16 protein-coding genes are annotated in these 18,884 nt (G+C 37.1%); 11 read left to right on the forward strand and 5 right to left on the reverse strand.

Annotated elements, in window-relative coordinates; genetic code table 11:
• Positions 1 to 74 precede the first annotated feature (74 nt).
• From rpmH to FFM71_RS08900, 8 genes are all read left to right on the forward strand, one after another.
• Positions 75 to 215, forward strand: a complete 141-nt coding sequence (rpmH, locus tag FFM71_RS08865) for a 50S ribosomal protein L34 (RefSeq protein ID WP_025085419.1) — start codon at positions 75 to 77, stop codon at positions 213 to 215.
• Positions 216 to 282: 67 nt separating this feature from the next.
• The gene (gene rnpA / locus FFM71_RS08870; protein WP_137611822.1) at positions 283 to 624 is read left to right on the forward strand and encodes a ribonuclease P protein component; all 342 of its coding nucleotides are present in this window, start codon (positions 283 to 285) and stop codon (positions 622 to 624) included.
• Between the two features lie 32 nt (positions 625 to 656).
• On the forward strand, positions 657 to 1,499 hold the full coding sequence (yidC, locus tag FFM71_RS08875; RefSeq protein ID WP_137611823.1) for a membrane protein insertase YidC: 843 nt from the start codon (positions 657 to 659) through the stop codon (positions 1,497 to 1,499).
• Positions 1,500 to 1,645: 146 nt separating this feature from the next.
• A complete protein-coding gene (gene mnmE / locus FFM71_RS08880) occupies positions 1,646 to 3,034 on the forward strand; it encodes a tRNA uridine-5-carboxymethylaminomethyl(34) synthesis GTPase MnmE (protein ID WP_137611824.1) in 1,389 nt (462 codons plus the stop codon).
• Between the two features lie 385 nt (positions 3,035 to 3,419).
• Positions 3,420 to 5,315 carry a tRNA uridine-5-carboxymethylaminomethyl(34) synthesis enzyme MnmG gene (mnmG, locus tag FFM71_RS08885; RefSeq protein ID WP_137611825.1) on the forward strand — a complete coding sequence of 632 codons (1,896 nt, stop codon included), beginning with the start codon at positions 3,420 to 3,422 and terminating at the stop codon, positions 5,313 to 5,315.
• Positions 5,316 to 6,001: 686 nt separating this feature from the next.
• A complete protein-coding gene (locus tag FFM71_RS08890; protein ID WP_137611826.1) occupies positions 6,002 to 8,536 on the forward strand; it encodes an excinuclease ABC subunit UvrA in 2,535 nt (844 codons plus the stop codon).
• Positions 8,537 to 8,551: 15 nt separating this feature from the next.
• Positions 8,552 to 9,460 carry a Gfo/Idh/MocA family protein gene (locus FFM71_RS08895; RefSeq protein ID WP_137611827.1) on the forward strand — a complete coding sequence of 303 codons (909 nt, stop codon included), beginning with the start codon at positions 8,552 to 8,554 and terminating at the stop codon, positions 9,458 to 9,460.
• Between the two features lie 826 nt (positions 9,461 to 10,286).
• A complete protein-coding gene (locus tag FFM71_RS08900; protein WP_223876510.1) occupies positions 10,287 to 11,462 on the forward strand; it encodes a chloride channel protein in 1,176 nt (391 codons plus the stop codon).
• 212 nt (positions 11,463 to 11,674) lie between these two features.
• Here the strand turns inward: FFM71_RS08900 and FFM71_RS08905 are convergent, their stop codons facing one another.
• Positions 11,675 to 12,505, reverse strand: coding sequence for a hypothetical protein (locus FFM71_RS08905; protein WP_137611829.1), 831 nt, complete (start codon positions 12,503 to 12,505; stop codon positions 11,675 to 11,677).
• A 169-nt stretch (positions 12,506 to 12,674) separates the two neighbouring features.
• Here FFM71_RS08905 and FFM71_RS08910 point away from each other — a divergent pair, with 169 nt between their 5' ends.
• Positions 12,675 to 14,021: a Na+/H+ antiporter NhaC family protein gene (locus FFM71_RS08910; RefSeq protein ID WP_137611830.1), complete on the forward strand. Its 1,347-nt coding sequence runs from the start codon at positions 12,675 to 12,677 to the stop codon at positions 14,019 to 14,021.
• A 53-nt stretch (positions 14,022 to 14,074) separates the two neighbouring features.
• Here the strand turns inward: FFM71_RS08910 and FFM71_RS08915 are convergent, their stop codons facing one another.
• Positions 14,075 to 14,779, reverse strand: coding sequence for a glucosamine-6-phosphate deaminase (locus FFM71_RS08915; RefSeq protein ID WP_137611831.1), 705 nt, complete (start codon positions 14,777 to 14,779; stop codon positions 14,075 to 14,077).
• Between the two features lie 179 nt (positions 14,780 to 14,958).
• On the opposite strand from FFM71_RS08915, the gene FFM71_RS08920 reads away from it, so the two are divergent.
• Entirely contained in the window at positions 14,959 to 15,807 is an 849-nt protein-coding gene (locus FFM71_RS08920; RefSeq protein WP_137611832.1) for an alpha/beta fold hydrolase, read from the forward strand.
• 74 nt (positions 15,808 to 15,881) lie between these two features.
• The gene (locus FFM71_RS08925) at positions 15,882 to 16,199 is read left to right on the forward strand and encodes a MazG nucleotide pyrophosphohydrolase domain-containing protein (protein WP_137611833.1); all 318 of its coding nucleotides are present in this window, start codon (positions 15,882 to 15,884) and stop codon (positions 16,197 to 16,199) included.
• 92 nt (positions 16,200 to 16,291) lie between these two features.
• Here the strand turns inward: FFM71_RS08925 and FFM71_RS08930 are convergent, their stop codons facing one another.
• The 3 genes from FFM71_RS08930 to FFM71_RS08940 form a co-directional block, all read right to left on the reverse strand.
• Positions 16,292 to 16,840 carry a hypothetical protein gene (locus FFM71_RS08930; protein WP_137611834.1) on the reverse strand — a complete coding sequence of 183 codons (549 nt, stop codon included), beginning with the start codon at positions 16,838 to 16,840 and terminating at the stop codon, positions 16,292 to 16,294.
• A gap of 419 nt (positions 16,841 to 17,259) precedes the next feature.
• Positions 17,260 to 18,108, reverse strand: a complete 849-nt coding sequence (locus FFM71_RS08935) for a PTS system mannose/fructose/sorbose family transporter subunit IID (RefSeq protein WP_137611835.1) — start codon at positions 18,106 to 18,108, stop codon at positions 17,260 to 17,262.
• On the reverse strand, positions 18,092 to 18,883 hold the full coding sequence (locus FFM71_RS08940; RefSeq protein WP_137611836.1) for a PTS mannose/fructose/sorbose/N-acetylgalactosamine transporter subunit IIC: 792 nt from the start codon (positions 18,881 to 18,883) through the stop codon (positions 18,092 to 18,094). The genes FFM71_RS08935 and FFM71_RS08940 overlap by 17 nt, the downstream gene beginning before the upstream one ends.
• Position 18,884 lies beyond the last annotated feature (1 nt).

Consider the following 18,884-nt stretch of genomic DNA (forward strand, 5'->3'; position numbering starts at 1 on the left):
CATGCTATTATAGTTAAGCAATTGTCTGAAGAAGTGAATATTTTAAATATAAAAAAGAGTCAGGAGGTTTATTGATGACTACAAAGAGAACTTATCAACCTAAGAAGCGTCACCGTGAACGCGTCCATGGTTTCATGAAAAGAATGAGCACAAGTAATGGTCGCAAAGTTTTAGCAAGACGCCGTAAAAAGGGTCGCAAAGTATTATCAGCTTAGTTTTGAAGGATCACTAAACAATTTGGTGGTCTTTTTTTATTACAGAACGAGAGTAGACTGGTGACATATGAGAAAAAGTTATCGAATAAAAAAAGAAAATGAGTTTCAATATGTCTATTCCAAGGGAAAATCCGTAGCAAACCGTAATTTTGTTTTGTACACGATGCCTAAAGAGGGGCAAAAGCATTTTCGTGTCGGAATTTCTGTCGGAAAGAAAGTTTCACATACTGCAGTCGGACGTAATCGTGTTAAAAGATACATCCGCCAATCTCTTTTGGAATTGAAGCCTGAAATTCCTTCAGAATTGGATTTCTTGATTATTGCAAGAAAACCGGCGGTAGATTTAGATATGTTTGAATCCAAGAAAAATATTGTACATTTATTGAAATTAGGTAAAGTATTAAATTAGGGTACAAAATATTAATTAATATAGGTGCAAAAGTGAATAAGAAAAGCTTAAAGAAATACATAGGTATCGCTCTGTTACTTAGTGTTGTCTTGGTTCTAGCTGGATGTTCAAACCTAAACGAGCCAATTACTAGCCACAGTACCGGATTCTGGGATCACTATATTTTGTATAGTTTCTCGCAATTTATCCTTTGGTTAGCTTCACTGGTTCATAACAGTTATGGTTGGGCAATCATTATCTTCACATTGATTATTAGAGTTATTCTGTTACCACTTAACTGGTTCCAAATCAGAAGTATGAATAAACAGATGAAGATTCAGCCACAGATGCAGGAACTTCAGAAGAAGTATTCAGCTAAAGATACGGATACACAACAGAAACTGCGTGAAGAGACACAGAAGCTATATAGTGAAGCAGGAGTGAACCCGGTTGCTGGATGTTTACCATTAGTTGTTCAGTTGCCAGTTATGTTCGCTCTCTATCAAGCCATTTATAAGACCACCCAATTGCGTGATGGTACATTCTTATGGATGCAACTTGGTAAAGCCGATCCATATTACATCATGGCTATCCTAGCAGCTGTATTTACTTTCTTAAGTACATACATTTCAAGCTACTCACAGCCAACACAAAATGCGACGACAAAGATCATGACTTGGGTCATGCCTATCTTTATCTTCGTACCAGCATTGACATTCCCATCAGCTATTACAATCTACTGGGTTATCACTAATGCGTTCCAAGTTCTTCAGACATTGGCTTTCCAAAACCCATTCAAGTATCGTCGTGAACAACGCGAAGCTGAAGAGGCTGAGAAAGAAAAAGAACGTCGTCTTAGAAAAGCTAAGAAGCGTGTCTATAAAAATCGTAAATAATTGACAATTTTCAAAAATGTCGTTAAGATGTTTTAGAAATTGTTCATATATTTTATATATAGAAAAGTAGTCAAGGTGCTTTTCCGTCATTCATTGGCGGATTATGCACTTTTTTTATGCCTAAAAATCGAGAAAAGGAGCTTATTATGCCAAGTTCAGTAACGGAATATGACACGATAGCAGCCATTTCAACTCCTCCTGGGGAAGGTGCTATTTCCATCGTGCGTCTGTCCGGAGATCAAGCTGTAAAAGTTGCTATGAGAATTTTCAAGGGTCGTGATTTGACAAAAGTTGCCAGTCACACCATCAATTACGGACACATTATCGATCCTGCCGACGGTTCTTTAGTCGACGAGGTTATGGTCTCAGTAATGTTGGCACCAAAGACATTTACACGCGAAGATGTCGTCGAAATTAATACCCACGGGGGTATAGTTGCTACTAATAAAGTACTCCAATTATTGTTGGGTTATGGTGCTCGAATGGCCGAACCAGGTGAATTTACCAAACGGGCCTTTTTGAACGGTCGAATCGATTTGACACAAGCTGAATCTGTTATGGATTTGATTCGTGCGAAAACTGACAAGGCAATGCAAGTTGCAGTCAATCAATTGGATGGTAATTTACACCACTTAATCAGTAATTTACGTCAAGAAATTTTGGATTCTTTGGCTCAGGTCGAAGTTAATATCGATTATCCCGAATATGATACTGATCAGATGACAACACAATTACTATTGGAGAAGGCACGAATGGTCAGCGGTAAAATTGACAGTCTTTTGAAGACTGCTGACAGTGGAGAAATCTTGCAACACGGTTTAGCTACTGCTATTGTTGGAAAACCAAACGTTGGTAAATCTAGTTTGTTGAACCGTCTTTTGGATGAGGAAAAAGCAATCGTTACTGATGTTGCCGGAACAACTCGTGATGTTGTCGAACAGTACATCAATATTGATGGTGTTCCTTTGAAATTGATTGATACTGCTGGTATTCGTGATACTGATGATAAGGTCGAAAAAATTGGTGTTGAACGTTCCAAACAGGCTTTGAATGGAGCCGATTTAGTGATTCTTGTCTTGGATTCTAGTCGCGAACTAGAAGAGGACGATATAGAGTTACTGAATGCGACAGCAGATAAGCGCCGCATCGTTATTTTTAACAAGAATGATTTGATGCCAGTTATTTCTCCTAATTCAGTTGTCCAATTGAAGGCTGATGATATTATCTTGCAAACGTCAGCCATAAAAAACGATGGAATTGAAACAATTAAGCAAACAATCAGTCAGATTTTTAACGCCGGAATTGAAGATAACAGCAGTAACGTGATCATTACGAGTGCTCGTCAAGCTGGTTTGCTCCGTAAGGCTAAAAACAGCCTCAATGACGTTATTTCGGGAATTGAAGCAGGAATGCCTATCGACCTCGTACAAATCGATATGACGGCTTGTTGGGACACTCTCGGTGAGATTACTGGTGAAAGTTATGCAGATGAGTTAATTACACAATTGTTCTCGCAATTCTGTTTAGGAAAATAGTTTATATATTGCGTATTGCTAGTTAAGTATGCCGTTTCCAGATCTGAGAGTATTCATTTGCTGCGCGGGACGGCCCGAGCCAGAAAGCGGTCTCGAGCCTCGGTTGAAGCCTCACAAAACCCGCGAGTCTTCAACGCGACCGGTGGTGTAATTGCTGAAGCAATAACGCCACTTTTGCTGCAAATGAATACTCTCAGATCTTCCAACTAGTTTATTTTTTTGGTAGGAACAATAAAACTAAGATTTCAAATTTATTTTGCCGAATATAATTGATGTGAATATTTGTAATAAATTAATTAGTATCGTTCATATGTAATTGAAAGTAATATTTTATTAATAGTTAAATTAGTGCAACATGTAAAACTAAGTAAAGGTGAAGTAGGAAATGGAAATTAAGGAATTTGATTCAGAAACTTATGACGTCATCGTTGTAGGTGCCGGCCACGCTGGTTCTGAAGCAGCTTTGGCTGCTGCCCGAATGGGTGAAAAAACATTGCTCGTAACGATCAACTTGGATATGGTGGCTTTCATGCCATGTAATCCTTCAGTTGGTGGACCTGCTAAAGGTATCGTTGTCCGTGAAATTGACGCTTTAGGTGGCGAAATGGGACGCAATATTGATAAGACATACATCCAAATGCGTATGCTCAATACTGGTAAAGGCCCCGCCGTTCGTGCATTACGTGCTCAGGCTGATAAGAACATGTATCACCGTGTAATGAAGGATGTTTTGGAAAACGAACCTAATTTAACACTTCGTCAAGGGATGGCTGAAAAGTTAATCGTTGAAGATGGTGTCTGCAAAGGTATCGTTACAGCAACTGGTGCAAAGTATCACGCTAAGTCTGTTGTACTTACTGCTGGTACTTCTTCACGAGGTAAGATCATTATTGGTGAATTGATGTATTCATCCGGTCCTAATAACAGTATTCCTTCAATCAAGCTTTCTGAAAATCTTGAAGAGAATGGTTTCAAGTTAACTCGTTTTAAGACAGGGACACCTCCACGTGTTAATAAAAATACAATCAACTTTGATGAAACAATTGAACAACCTGGCGATAAAGAACCAAACCATTTCTCATTTGAGACGCCAGATTCTAGTTATCTTCAACACCAAGTTTCTTGTTGGATGACTTATACAAATGCTGAAACACATAAGATCATTCGTGAAAATCTTGACCGTGCTCCAATGTTCTCTGGTGTAATTAAAGGTGTTGGACCAAGATATTGTCCTTCAATCGAAGACAAAATCGTTCGTTTTGCTGACAAGCCAAGGCACCAAATTTTCCTTGAACCAGAAGGTAGAGATACCCAAGAATATTATGTTGGAGACTTCTCAACATCAATGCCAGAAGAGATTCAATTGAAGATGGTACATTCAGTTGCTGGACTAGAAAATGCTAAGTTGATGCGTCCCGGCTACGCAATTGAATATGACGTCATTGAACCATGGCAATTGAAGTTGAATTTGGAAACAAAGGTCGTTAAGAATCTCTTTACAGCTGGTCAAATGAACGGAACATCAGGTTACGAGGAAGCTGCCGGACAAGGTCTGATGGCAGGAATCAACGCAGCGTTACGTGCCCAAGGAAAAGATCCATTTATCTTGCGCCGTGATGAAGCTTATATCGGTGTTTTGATTGATGACTTGGTAACAAAAGGAACTAATGAACCATATCGTCTGTTAACAAGTCGTGCTGAGTATCGTTTGATCTTGCGTCATGATAACGCTGATTTGCGATTGACAGACTACGGTTATAAGTTAGGTATGATCAGCGACAAGCGTTATGACGGCTTCAAAATTAAACGAACAACTATTGAAATGGAGCTTAATCGTTTAGCACATAAGATGATCACACCAAAACAGGCCTTACCATTCTTGAAGGCACATGATTTGAAACCATTGAAAGATGGAATTTTGGCTGACCACTTCTTGAGAAGACCAGAAGTACACTATTCAGATATTATTGACATGGTTGGTGAAGCCGATTTTCCAGTCGATAATCGAGTATCTGAACAAGTTGAAATTGCAACTAAGTACGATGGTTATATCAAGAAAGAACAGATGCGTATCGAGCGATTGAAGAAGATGGAATCAAAGAAGATCCCTGATCGCATTGATTATACAAAGATTGAAAGCTTGGCTACTGAGGCCGTTCAAAAACTCAGCAAAATCAATCCTGAAACAATTGCTCAAGCAAGCCGAATCAGTGGAGTTAATCCAGCTGACGTTGGAATTTTGAGTGTTTATATTGAACAAGGAAAGATTGCAAAGAAGTAGAGAGTGGAGACAGGGCGGTCAGCTCCCGAGCATTTTCGTAGATTTGTGAATTGCACGCCGAATTTGCGGGCGATTTACAAATCTATGAAAAGCGGAAGGAGTTGCCCTGTCGGAACTCGTTTTAGAGCCACTGAATATATAATTAAAGGTTGAATTTAGTTAAGCATGCCGTTTCCAGAATTGAGAGTATTCATTTACTGCGCGGAACGGTCCGAGCCAAAGTACGGTCTCGAGCCTCGGTTGAGGCCCCGCAAAATCCGCGAGTCTTCAACACCCCAGGTGATGTAAGCTAAAGTCCTAATGCCACTCTCGCTGCAATTGAATACTCTCAGCTCTTCCAACTAGTTTGCTTTTTATAGCGGGAACAGTAAAATGAAAATTTCTGATTATTTAAATAAATTAGCTCTAGGCCTGTAACGACAATGTTATATATATATATTAACTTTTCAACTTTCAAACTTTGGATATAAAAAATAGAAGGTCCGTAACCCCAGATAGAAAGAGGTTACGGATTTTTTTTCTAACAAATATTTTGTATATCAATTGATAAACAAAAATCGAATTTGATTTCATCATTATAACGATGTCTTAAATTGCATATAACGCCGTTATATCATCCAATTGCTAATCCCAGTAAACTAACCTTTGCAATGTTATAATCGACACATTGATTGAAAGGGGAAATTATGACGATAAGACATAAAAACTACATTCCAGATGACATCGAAGTTACTGGTGCTAATGCTAATAACCTCAAGGATATTGACGTTAAAATACCATTGAATTCATTTGTAGCTATTACGGGTGTATCTGGTTCTGGAAAATCTTCTTTAGCAATGGATACGATCTATGCTGAGGGAGCAAGAAAGTATCTCAATGCACTGTCGACGTATACACGTAGAAGAATTACGCAAGTTGGACGTTCTGACGTCAAGGACATTAAGAATTTACCTTCAACGATTGCTTTGCGCCAAAGGCCAACTGTTCCGAGTGTACGTTCAACTGTTGGTACAATGACTGAAAGTCTAAATATTTTGAGATTGATGTTTTCGCGATTGTCATCAATAGTTTGTCCCAATGGTCACCGCTTGGATCCAACATTGAAAATTTCTGAAGTGATGGATTTACCAGCATCTGATGAAGCAATGGGAATGATGACTTGTCCGACTTGTGGCGTTAAATTCATGGCTTTTGGTGCCGAAGATTTTGCTTTCAATTCGGACGGAGCCTGCCCAACTTGTCAGGGGACTGGTTTCTTAAAGGATATTGAATTGTCAAAAATCATTCCAGACGAAACACTCTCAGTTGACGATGGAGCTATCAGGTCTTGGAATCTACCAGGGCGCGCATTACAGAAGGATATCATTAAAGAATTAGGTATCAGAACTGATGTGCCATTTAAAGATTTAAATGAACATGAAAAAGATGTCATCGTTAATGGTGAGGAATTAAAACGAGAGGTTATTGTTCCTACTAAGACTGGCCGGTCATTTAAATTGAATGCCTTGTACGAGAATGCCGTTACAGCAGTGAAAAATAGCCTTAAAAATGCCAAAAATGAGAATGCTGTAAAACGTCTAGAGAGATTTTATTCTGTAAAAGTTTGTCCAGATTGTCAGGGAAGTCGTTTTAATCCAAAATTATTCAGCAATCAATTGGTTGGTAAAAATATTGCAGAGGTTTCTAACTTTACAATTTCTCAGTTACAAGACTTTTGTAAAGATATCATGGCCTGGTTGCCAAAAGATATGCAAGCATTAGGCAAAAATTTAACCAATGAATTATTGGATTTATTATCACCAATCGTAGACTTAGGATTGAATTATTTATCGATTTCGCGAGCCGGAAATACACTGTCGACCGGTGAACTACAACGAATTCAATTAGCTAGGACGATTCGTAATCAAATGACCGGTGTTTTATATGTCTTAGACGAACCGAGTGTTGGATTACATGCTGCTAATGTTGAAGGCTTGATAAAAATATTGCGGGAATTGGTACGCCTCGGAAATTCATTGATAGTTGTTGACCATGACACAAGTATCATTGCTGCCGCTGATTACGTGATTGAAATTGGCCCAGATTCTGGTGAGGACGGTGGCCGGATTATTGGTCAAGGAACCGTTGATCAAATCGAGGGTGAAAAGAATTCAGTCATTCAACCATATTTGAGTGGTCAGGCCGATATTATCAAGCACAAACCAGTTAAACCTTTTGCAAAGGGGACTATTAGTATTGCTGTTGGTGACCGTTATAATATCCACAATATGACGGCTAAGTTTAGTAAAGAATCACTCAATGTTGTTTCAGGGATGTCGGGTTCGGGAAAGACGACCTTGATTTTTGACAGTTTGTTACCAGCAATGGACGATAGAATTGCTGGTGAACCACTGCCTAGATTTGTTAAAGACGTCGATACAGCTGATATTAAAAATATCGTAAAATTTGATTCCGTTCCGATTGGGAAGAATGTTCGTTCAACTGTTGGAACTTATACGAAAATTTTGGATCATTTACGGAAGTTGTTCTCCGAGACACCAGCTGCAAAAGCCCAAAAATTTACACCAACGTATTTCTCATATAACAACAAACAAGGTGCCTGTCCAAATTGTGGCGGTACAGGGGTGATTACGCTGGATATTCAGTATTTACCAGATATGGTTCAAACTTGTCCTGTATGTCACGGTGATCGCTATAAAAAGGATATTTTGGATATTAAATGGCACGATAAAAATCTTGCTGAAATTCTCGATATGTCAGTTAGAGAAGCGGCAGATTTTTTCAAAGACGAACCAAAGATTGAAAATACACTTGATGTCTTGATTGATATTGGATTGAGTTATCTAAAATTAGGAGAGAGTACTCCAACTTTGTCAGGCGGTGAAGCTCAACGAATGAAGTTGGTCACTTACATGAAACGAAGCCAAAAGAATCAATTATTCATTTTTGACGAACCAAGTGTTGGATTACACCCTAAAGATGTTGGTGTATTACTAGATGTCTTCAATAAACTTCTGAAAAAGCATGCAACGATCATTGTGATTGAACATGATTTGGATATTATTTCCAATGCGGATTATATCAACGATTTAGGTCCCGAGGGTGGCATAAATGGTGGTAGAATTGTTGCAACAGGTACTCCGAAAGCGATTGCAGATAATCCTGCTAGTTTAACCGGCAAGTATCTTAAAGAACATCTCCAATTGTTCGACGAATATTAAACTTGAGGTGAGACTATGGAAAAAATTGGTGTGATTGGTCTAGGGAATATTGCGCAAAAGGCATATTTACCCGTTATGGCAACACTACAAGATGAGTATGAGTGGCATTTAACGACCAGAAATGAAGCTAAGGGAGAAATGCTTGAACAGAAATATGGATTCAATCATTTTCACCAAACTTTGGATGAATTGATTGCTGAAAAACCATTGGCAGTTTTCGTACATACGCCAACAGCAACACATTTTGAAATTATTAAACAGCTATTAAATACAGGTATCAATGTTTATGTTGATAAGCCAATTTCTGAAGATTTGAATGAGGTTGAGGCTTTATATAAATTGGCAGCTGACAAAAAACTCTTGTTAACGTGTGGATTTAATCGACGCTTTGTACCGTTTAATCAGGAGCTGAAACGAATTCCCGATAAACAGACTATTGTCTCGGAAAAAATTCGTGACAATGCTGTTCAACCAACTAAATTTGCCATATATGATTTGATGATTCATTCAGTCGATACTGCAGTGTATCTGATGGATGAGAAAATTAAGCATGTAAATAACTTTTTAGTTACGAAAAATGGTAATTTGGAACAAGGATACATAACTTTGCAAGGTGCTACGAGCCAAGTACAAGTTATAACTAATATGGTTGGAGGCAGCAATCTGGAACTTTCAACAGTTCAAGGTGCACAGGCACGTCAGGTTGTAACTAACTTGAGTTTATTACAAACATATCAAACTGGAAAAGTAACACAAGAATCACGTCCAGATTGGGAAAATACACTAGTAACAAGAGGCTTCGACCCCATCATTAAAGCTTTTCTGGATGCTGTTTCACATGGAACAGCTAATCCAATCAGTCCAGAGTCAGCCGTTTTAAGTCATAAGTTATGTAATGATCTTGTAAATTCTTTACAAAGATAGTCAAGTGGAACGTACCACAATATATTGTGACGAACGTCTGTTTTTTATACAATATGTTCCATGTGAAACAATTGAAGTGAAAAAGACTGAAACCATTATGGTTTCAGTTTTTTTATATTTAATGATTGACTTATAACCATCATTCGTGCAATACTACATAACGGTGCCAAACCGAGGTAAGGGTAGACGGTTGGCGTGAAAGCGTTTGGAAAACCTTGTCGCACCTTACCACTGGAGAAATCTACAGATGTGTAGATTTCTCCTTTTTTTTGTCTAAAATTTAACCTACAAAAGTATGTAATAAAGCGTTATAGTAGACATATAAATGCTACGTCATTTATTGGACTTCGAGTCCGTGTGCACGAAAGTGCAATAAGTCTTATTCTTAGAATAAGCATTCAGTCACATCTCTTAGGGGATGGGGCTGTTTTTTTATTTACTAAAGGTTGAAAGTTTGATGCATGATGCCGTTTCCAGAGCTGAAAGTATTCATATGTTGCGCGGTACGATTCGAGCCGAAAATCGATCTCGGATCTTAGTTTGTTTGAGAGTAAAGTTCTAACGTCACTTTCGTGGCAAATGAATACCTTCAGCTCTTCCAACTAGTTTTTTAATAATAAGAATGTCCAAGTGTAATTTTTTGCTATTTAAATAAATTGAATTTAGGACTGTCACAGCAATGGTTAGATTAATTTTTCACCTTTCAACCTGTGGTTATTTATCTGAAAGTTGAAAGGTGGATAATTGATATATTCACTATTGTTGCAAATATGGATGTCATTTATTTACGCAAGAAAGGGTGAGTGATATTAAAAAAGTTGCGCTTGTGATTTATGGATTTTTATTGAGTGCGATTATTGGTGTAATTGCTGGTCTTTTTCTGATTTTGGAAGGAATTACTTCGGAGGCAGTTTGGTCGAGTAATAACCGATTAGTTGAAGCCGTATTGGTAATTATCGGTAGTTTAATACTTTACCTTTTATTAAATCGTTGGCCTAATTTACCTAAAACATCACAAGATTCTCTGCGGGAATTAAAACTTAACAAAACAATTGATTATCATGATGTCTTTTTGAACCTGCTAATAACGTTAATTATTCTTAGTTTTGGAGCGGGTGTCGGACCGGAAGCAGCATTGTTGAGTGCCATTATTTCCTTATCAATATGGCAGGCTGATAAAGTACGGTACTTATATTTTGAATACGATAAATTAAAAAAATTACCATTACATGAAACATTAAAACGCTTGTTTGATCCTTTCAAATTTCAGCAAAAATACGTCGGCGCTACCGCGCCTAAAATACCATCAATCATCAAACAAAAACGAATTCTTTATCCAGTATTTATCATCAATGGAATTTTAGCCTTTACATTGTTAATTCGCCAAACAGATCAACCGTCATTCATCATAAAATTGGGCGAATCAAATTGGCATCCTGTGGATATCTGGATATTGCCGATTTTAATGATTGTGGGGATAATTTTTGGAAAAAGCTGTAAACTGTTCTACAAAGTTTTCCACATGTGGATAAATAGAATGAATTTACCGTTGCTTTTAAAGGTATCGATGGGAGCAATTGCAATCATCTTGATTTCTTATTTGGCACCGGATTTATTATTTTCAGGCCAGCATAGTTTGAATTTGTTAATTGGAAATTGGGCTAATAAGTCACCATTATTTTTGATGGTGATGGGAATTTTAAAATTACTTTTCTTAGCATGGTGTCTTAATTTCAATTGGCGTGGGGGACATATTTTTCCGATAACCTTTGCCGCAATGATTGAAGGTTTTGCAATCGCACAATTATTGCCAGGTTATGATCAGTTGTTCATTGTAGCTATTGTCGCAACAACCATTATGAGTGAATTAATTTCTCCTGTTGTTGCGGGAATTTTCATTATGCTATTTTTCCCTTTGAAATTAACACCAATAATTATTCTGGTAGCAATATTAATGTATTTGAAAAACAAAATTGGGTTCAAAAAAACTGCTAATTCATAAATGATCAGCAGTTTTTTTTATGAATATCTAAAGGTCGAAGGTTTAATTAAGTATGTCGTTTACAGAGCTGAGAGTATTCATTTGTTGTTCTTTTTAATGAAAGGAATAATAAAACAATAAAACAAAACTCCTGATTATTTAAATAAATTAACTCTAGGTCAGTAACAACAATGGTTATATTAGTTTTTCACCTTTCGACCTTTAGATGAATATTATTCGACATCGTCTGAGTCAGAATTATCTGTATTTGCATCAGGATGGTCTTTTAAGTATTGATCCAAAGCACGATTACCAGGATAAGAAACATCACCATTATCATAAACGATCCAAGTGCCAAGGCCATTATAGAGATCCCAAGAACCATCTTCTCGTTCTGCTGTCAAATCTGAGGTGTCACCATAGCCAGAATCAGCTAACTTTTGACGAGCCTGAGCTTCAGTTAATTGAGTTGTATTAGTTGAGGAGCTATTGTCAGAAGATACAGCTTGTGAATCGTTTGTATTATTAGATTCATTTTGTGCATTAGTATCATTAGTTTGGTTCGAACTATTATTAGTTGTTTGGCTTAGATTATTTATGTCAGCAGTTGAAAACATTGAACGAGTGGATGCCAACTTAAATTTATGGAAATAAGTCACAAAACAATTAGTTTGAATTAGTTCGTTGATGTTCTGTTTTTGAAATAGATTAGGCAATTTCTTAGTTTGATTAGGTTTCAAAATCAATGCGCCACTTAGGGCAGTTGGTACCTCATTATCAATGAATTGTAGAGCAAATTTAGAACGGTTAAATTTGATAGTTTTGTTAGATTTATTAGTGATTTTGGCTGAAATAAAATAGCCATAATCATTTTGATCGGCCTTGAAATTGAAGTTAACTTTCTTTTGATCAGCCATCTTTAAGTTTTGATAATATATCGGTTTGGCTTGTTTGTGCTCTGTTTGGATATGTGATTGTTGTGCTGATTTGGCAGAAGTATTACTACAACCAGAAATTCCTAATAAAACAAAAATCCCCATGAACATAAAAATTGTTTTCTTCATGAATAATTCTCCTCTGTAACTTAATTGCAAAAATAATTGTATCAACACGACATGTCATATTATGTCATTGTTAGTGACCTTGAAGAATGACTTGTCTAATTAATCGAGGTGGCTTAATATTTTAAGGTATGTTTGTCGAAAATTATTTTGAAATTAATGGAGCTTCATAATGAAAGAAATAAAAAAAGGCAGTATCAAAGGATTACTGCCACTGATCGCATTTTTGATTTTATATGCATTGACTGGAATCGTCTCAGGAAGATTTGATAGTATGCCACTGTTAGTGGGGATGATTTTAGCGTCAATAGTGGCATTCGGGATTGCACCACCGAAGGGTACCAAAAAACTGTCATTTTCAGAAAAAGTCATGACCTTTTGCAAAGGCGGTGGTGAGCCTACGTTGATTATGATGGTCGTTATTTTTATTTTGGCCGGGGCTTTTCAAGGTGTGGCTTCGAAGATGCATGCAGTCTCGTCTGTGACTAATTTGGGATTAAGTATTTTGCCATCCAACATGATTTTACCGGGTATTTTTGTTATCGGTTGTATTTTGAGCTTTGCGATGGGAACTTCGATGGGTACTATTACCGCTTTAATGCCAGTTGCAGTTGATGTTGCTGTTAAAACAGGAGTTAATCCTGCATTGATGGCTGGAATCGTTGTTGGTGGAGCGATGTTTGGTGATAACTTGTCATTTATTTCCGCCACAGCAATTGCCTCGGTTCAAACGCAAGGTGTTGAGCAACGAGAAAAATTTAAATTAAATATTATTACTTATTTACCAGCGATTATTATCAATATTATTTTGTTAGCTATTTATCCAATTAAAACGGTGGTTTTGACTGGTTCGTATAGTTGGAATTTGGTCGATTTAGTTCCCTATATCTTAGTAATTGTGTTGTCCTTAGTAGGTTTAAACGTCATGCCAGTTATGATTATCGGTGTGGCATCAGGAATTGTAGTTGGTGTGATCCATGGCGATTTTAATTTGATTGATTCAATGAAATACGTTCAATCGGGAATGGTCAGTATGGAAGATATTGCCATTATTTCGATTATCGTCGGTGGGTTGGTCGAGTTGATGAAATATCTCGGTGGGATTCAATGGTTAATGGATACGTTGGGTAAGCAGACTAAGTCAAAGCATGGCGCTGAATTTTCTATCGGTGCTTTGGTGACACTTTTGTGTGTTGCGACAACAAATAACACGATTGCCATTATCACGGTCGGACCCTTAGCAACCGAAATTGGTAGAAAGTTTAAATTGTCTCGCGCCCGTGTTTCAACATTATTGTCGATGTTTGCAACGCACGTTCAGGGTTTGATTCCTTATGCTGGACAATTGTTAGTTGCTGGTGGAATGGCTAAAATTTCACCAATTGCGATTGTGCCATGGGTCTGGTACTGCTATCTAACCCTTATTATGAGTTTATTGTTTGTTTTCTTGGATTTCCCGAAGGTAAAAGTTACCCCAGAGAATGGCTATGATCACTTCGAGGAAGATTTAGTAAATTAAACACAAAAAAGCCGATAATCAAAATTGATTACCGGTTTTATTAATTTTCAAAATTATTTAAGTTTTGATGCAGCAGCGTCATCGATGATAAGTGTTACATCAGGGTGGTTTTGCAATGCACTTGCTGGGCAGTCTTCTGTAGCGAAACCATCAACTGTAGCAGCAATAGCGTCAGCCTTGTTCTCACCATAAGCTAGAAGGATGATTTTCTTAGCTTTCATGATTGAGCCGATACCCATTGAATAAGCGAAACGTGGAACATCTTTTTCATCTTCGAAGAAACGTGTGTTAGCTTCGATTGTTGATTCTGTCAAACCAACTTTTCTTGTTTTGCCATCGAAAGGTGAGCCTGGTTCGTTAAAGCCAATGTGGCCGTTTCTACCAATACCAAGAATTTGAAGGTCGATAGGATTGTCTTCAATAATCTTGTCGTAATCAGATGTGGCAGCTTCAGCGTCAGGATTTGAACCATCAGGAACGTATGAATTCTTGAAAGGTTTCTTGTTGAATAGGTGTTCATTCATGAAGTAGTGGTAACTTTGTTCGTTAGTTGGTTGTAGTCCAACATATTCGTCCAAGTTAACGGATGTCATGTTTGAAAAATCAAGGTCACTACTTGTCATTTCATTGTAAAGTGTGATTGGACTGCTACCAGTAGCTAAACCGAGGACTTTACCGCCGTCTTCGATGTCCTTTTTAACAAGGTTGAAAGCTTCCTTACCACCCATTTGTGTGTCTTTAACTTTAATTATCTTCATTGTATTGATCTCCCATCTCTATCTTTCTGGTCTAGTCCAATCTAAATCATTTTTGGAAAATTGTCAATGAAATACGTTCATTAAATAAAAATATTTTAAAAAACGTTAGAAATCATGCAAAATCTTCATAAGTTAGGTATATTTTTAGTATGAGCAAAAAACTAAAGAGGCAGAATAATTTGGAAAAAATATTATCTACATCTGAGGGTAGTGTAAATACAAATCTAATCGGTCCCGTTGATAGCGACAGTATCATCGTCCTTGTTCCCGGGATCAATGGTTCAATTGAGTATTTCAATGACATAATTCCCTATTTAAAGAGTAAATATCAAACAATTGTTGCACTTGATCTACTGGGTCAAGGAAAATCATCTAATTCTAAGAACGATCATTATACGATTGATTCGGAAGCATGGAACTTATTAGAAGCAATGGCGCGTTTAAAGATAACTAGAAAGCTAGTTGTTTTTGGATACGGTGTTGGTGGTTTGGTTGCCGTAAATATGGCAGAAATGCGTGGCTTTACGATTAACAAACTTATTCTATTAAATACACCTGCTACCGATAAATACGCTGATATGGACGCTCATTCGTCTGTAGCTAGTATTCCATTGCTAGGTAAACTAGCCAAATCACCAGTTAAAGCTGGAATGTATTTTGACAAGAACTTTGACCGCAGTAGTCTGACAGATTCTAAGGTAGTTGATGAGGCTGCTAATAAGGTTGACCATAAGGTTGCTAAACAATTGCAAAAGATGTCCGTTGATTATTTAGGGGAAAAAGCTTTGAACAAGCGTCTACGTTCTTTTGATATCCCAACATTGGCACTCTTTGGTGAAGGTGATCAAATTTTGACTGACAAAGGTATTAAGGATGCCAAAGCTACTATTGGCCGTGTTCCTGACTTGAAAATGGAAGACATCAAGGGCGCCGGTCATTTAGCAATGATGGAAAAGCCTGAAGAAGTTGCTAAGATGATTATTGATTTCGATGAATCTACAGTTAAAAAAGAAGAAACAGTCAATTAATAAACGCAAAACATCAGAAATTATCTGATGTTTTTTTGTCCCATTTCTAAAAATAACTTTGAGGAGAGACTATTTTGAATTTAAAAGAACACCAAGCTTGGCTAACTGATTTTTACAAAACCTGTGGTTGGTATCAATATCCTACGTTTGTTCATTTGAATTTTATGACTGAGGAGGTCGGTGAGTTATCTCGAGCTGTTCGTGCAATTGAAATTGGTCGCGACCATCCAGGTGAATCAAAGAAAACTCCGGCAGAATTGGAAGATAATCTTCAAGAAGAATTAGCTGACGTTTTGGACCAAGTTTTGATGATCAGCAGTAAATATGACATTGATCCAGAAACACTATTACAACGTAGTCAAAATAAGTTAACTAAGAGATTTCAAAAATAAAAAATGAGTTGTATCACACTTAAAAGAAATAATTAGGTGTGATACAACTCATTTTTATTGGGTTTAATATTTAATGAATGAAACGGAAAAAGCTATGTCCCAGACTTTTGTTGGGGTTGAGTAATCTTAACTGGTTGAATGATGAATTTATTTTTTTGTGAACTAGCAACGGGTATGTATTTCTTGCCATCCTTGTAAACAAATTGAATAACGTCATAGTTGTTGTCTAATTTTTTAGCCTCATCAGAAATGATTTTTTGAATAGAATAAATGTACTGCTTTTGAACATCTGTAGCTTGACCATTTTGGACTGCCTCATAAGTAGTCTTGAGATATTTTTGGGTTTGTGAATCGGTCAAGGTAACGATAATGACGGTATGGGGATGTTTACTAGTACTGTCGTTGATATTATGTTCCTCTTTGACAGCGACAACCCGGCCATTCTGATTAAATTTTTTGTCGAGATTACTTCGGATAGCCTTATATTCATTCTGGGGGACATTACTAGATGATTTGGTATCACTAGTTTTAGTGGGGGATCTAAGTGTCAGAACTGACAATAACGCAGCAAAGATAACGACGGCAATAATGGCAAAAATCAGATGTTTTTGATTAAACGGTTTTCGTTGTTCTTTACGCATAAATTACAAGCCCCTAACTAGTCAATTGTTAGGGAGATTATAACATAATCTGCTTTTTCCTATTGATCTAATAGGGCATTAGTAGTCGAAGCGTATATTTATTTTATTTGGCATAACGTGCAATGCGTTAGTCGTTAGTTAAGTATGCCAGAAACATTCATGGACTGTGCAGGACCGGTCTGAGCCTGAGAAGAGGACTCAAACATTGGTTGGAAGCCTTTCCATAGACTAGGAAGCCTCCAAACACCACTTCCACAAATATTTCTCGACTATTTTCACTAGTGAATCTTTAGTAAAAGGATTATAAAATTCGATTAAAATGATATTCAATTACAATCTTTTTATGCCTAAAAATTATTAAAGAAATGATTTTTAAAAATAGATTATTAACTAGTACAACGTGTTAAATATAAGATTAATTAGAAAATACCAACCCAAGCACCAAGAATACTAATAACTGCAATACCAGCAATTATTACAAGTGGCTTTGCTCCCTTATTAAGTAACCAATAGATTATCCCAAAGGCACCCAATGGTAGAAGGCCAGGCATGATTTGATTTAAAATGGTTTGAATTTTAATTGTCTCAGCACCCGTACCAAATTTCAATGGGATAGTAATTGATACCATTGAAGCAGTCATAGCACCAATAACCATTAATCCAAGAATAGCAGCACCGAAAGTAAGACTCTCCATCATCCCATTAGCTTGAATCTTCTGTAAGAATCCTGCACCTAATTTGTAACCCCAGTTGTTGCATAACCATCTGAGAATGATAGTAGGGATGTTAAATACTAGTAAGAATAGGATTGGTCCTAAAATATTTCCCTTAATAGCTAACGCAGTACCGATACCAGTAGCAAGTAATCTCAAAGTACCCCAGAAGAATGAATCACCAATACCAGCTAAAGGTCCCATTAAGGATGCTTTAATAGTATCAATAGATGATTCATCGAAATCCTCATCGTTTGCATTCTGTTCTTCCATTGCCGATACAATACCAGTAATAAAGGTAACGATAAATGGAGTTGTATTGAAGAAACCTAAATGGCGTTTTAGAGCTTTTGACATCTTTTTTTTGTTATCGCCATAAAGCTTTTTTAGAACCGGAATCATAGCATAAGCAAAGCCAAGATTCATTTGACGTTCATAGTTCCAAGAAAATTCCATTTGTAATGTTCGCCAAAATACTTTATTTAAATCTTTTTGTGTCACTTTCTTTTGTACATTTTTATCTTGTGTTTTCTTATCCTTAGAAGTCGTCTCCATTGTCTACACCTCCATCATCAGTAGTAACAACTTTTTCAGCATTATTCTTCTTTGAATGCATGATTTGCACCATAATTACGGCTAAGATTGCTCCAAAAATAGCAATTCCTGTTAGAGGAATCTTTAGATAAGCACATAGAGCAAATCCTAAGAAGAAGTAAGGAACAACTGATTTTGTCATAATTACTTGAGCTAACATTGCAAAACCTAATGCTGGGATGATGCCAGTAGCAACCGTTAATCCGTGTTGTACGAAAGCTGGAATCATATCAAGTAACAATTTAACAGCATGGCTTCCGACTAAGAATGATCCAGCGACAACCAAGGCGAGTAAAAGAGCTAGTCCAAATCCAGCAATATAATGCATTCGTTGAACACCATCAGCATCCCCGTCATCAGCATATTTGCCAGCTTTGTTAGACAAATATGGAATAAAAATACCTAAATAAAGGTTCTTTAGAATTAAAGCTAATGTGGCAATAGGTAAGGCCAAAATCAATGCTGCAGAAGTAGCAGCGTTGGAAGAAATTGCAAAGGCAACACCTAAAATACCTCCAGTGATAACTTCGGGAGGAATTGAAGCTCCAACAGAGAACATCCCAATAAATGCCAATTCAAGAGTAGCACCCATAATGATTCCTGCATGTAGATTGCCCATAACTAAACCAACAGCAACACCAGTCACAATGGGACGTGAGATCATACTGTCACCAGTTGCATAATCAAGTTGAGCGACGAAAGCAATTATCCCTAATAGTAGCGCTTGCATTTTAATA

Origin of the sequence: Companilactobacillus huachuanensis (assembly GCF_005404815.1) — a bacterium.
GTDB lineage: Bacteria > Bacillota > Bacilli > Lactobacillales > Lactobacillaceae > Companilactobacillus > Companilactobacillus huachuanensis.

Coding starts and splice junctions, on each gene's coding strand:
- mnmE (WP_137611824.1), top strand. CDS start 1,646: ATGCCAAGTTCAGTAACGGAATATGACACGATAGCAGCCATTTCAACT.
- FFM71_RS08935 (WP_137611835.1), bottom strand. CDS start 18,108: ATGGAGACGACTTCTAAGGATAAGAAAACACAAGATAAAAATGTACAA.
- FFM71_RS08930 (WP_137611834.1), bottom strand. CDS start 16,840: ATGCGTAAAGAACAACGAAAACCGTTTAATCAAAAACATCTGATTTTT.
- rnpA (WP_137611822.1), top strand. CDS start 283: ATGAGAAAAAGTTATCGAATAAAAAAAGAAAATGAGTTTCAATATGTC.
- FFM71_RS08890 (WP_137611826.1), top strand. CDS start 6,002: ATGACGATAAGACATAAAAACTACATTCCAGATGACATCGAAGTTACT.
- FFM71_RS08915 (WP_137611831.1), bottom strand. CDS start 14,779: ATGAAGATAATTAAAGTTAAAGACACACAAATGGGTGGTAAGGAAGCT.
- FFM71_RS08895 (WP_137611827.1), top strand. CDS start 8,552: ATGGAAAAAATTGGTGTGATTGGTCTAGGGAATATTGCGCAAAAGGCA.
- FFM71_RS08910 (WP_137611830.1), top strand. CDS start 12,675: ATGAAAGAAATAAAAAAAGGCAGTATCAAAGGATTACTGCCACTGATC.
- FFM71_RS08905 (WP_137611829.1), bottom strand. CDS start 12,505: ATGAAGAAAACAATTTTTATGTTCATGGGGATTTTTGTTTTATTAGGA.
- mnmG (WP_137611825.1), top strand. CDS start 3,420: ATGGAAATTAAGGAATTTGATTCAGAAACTTATGACGTCATCGTTGTA.
- rpmH (WP_025085419.1), top strand. CDS start 75: ATGACTACAAAGAGAACTTATCAACCTAAGAAGCGTCACCGTGAACGC.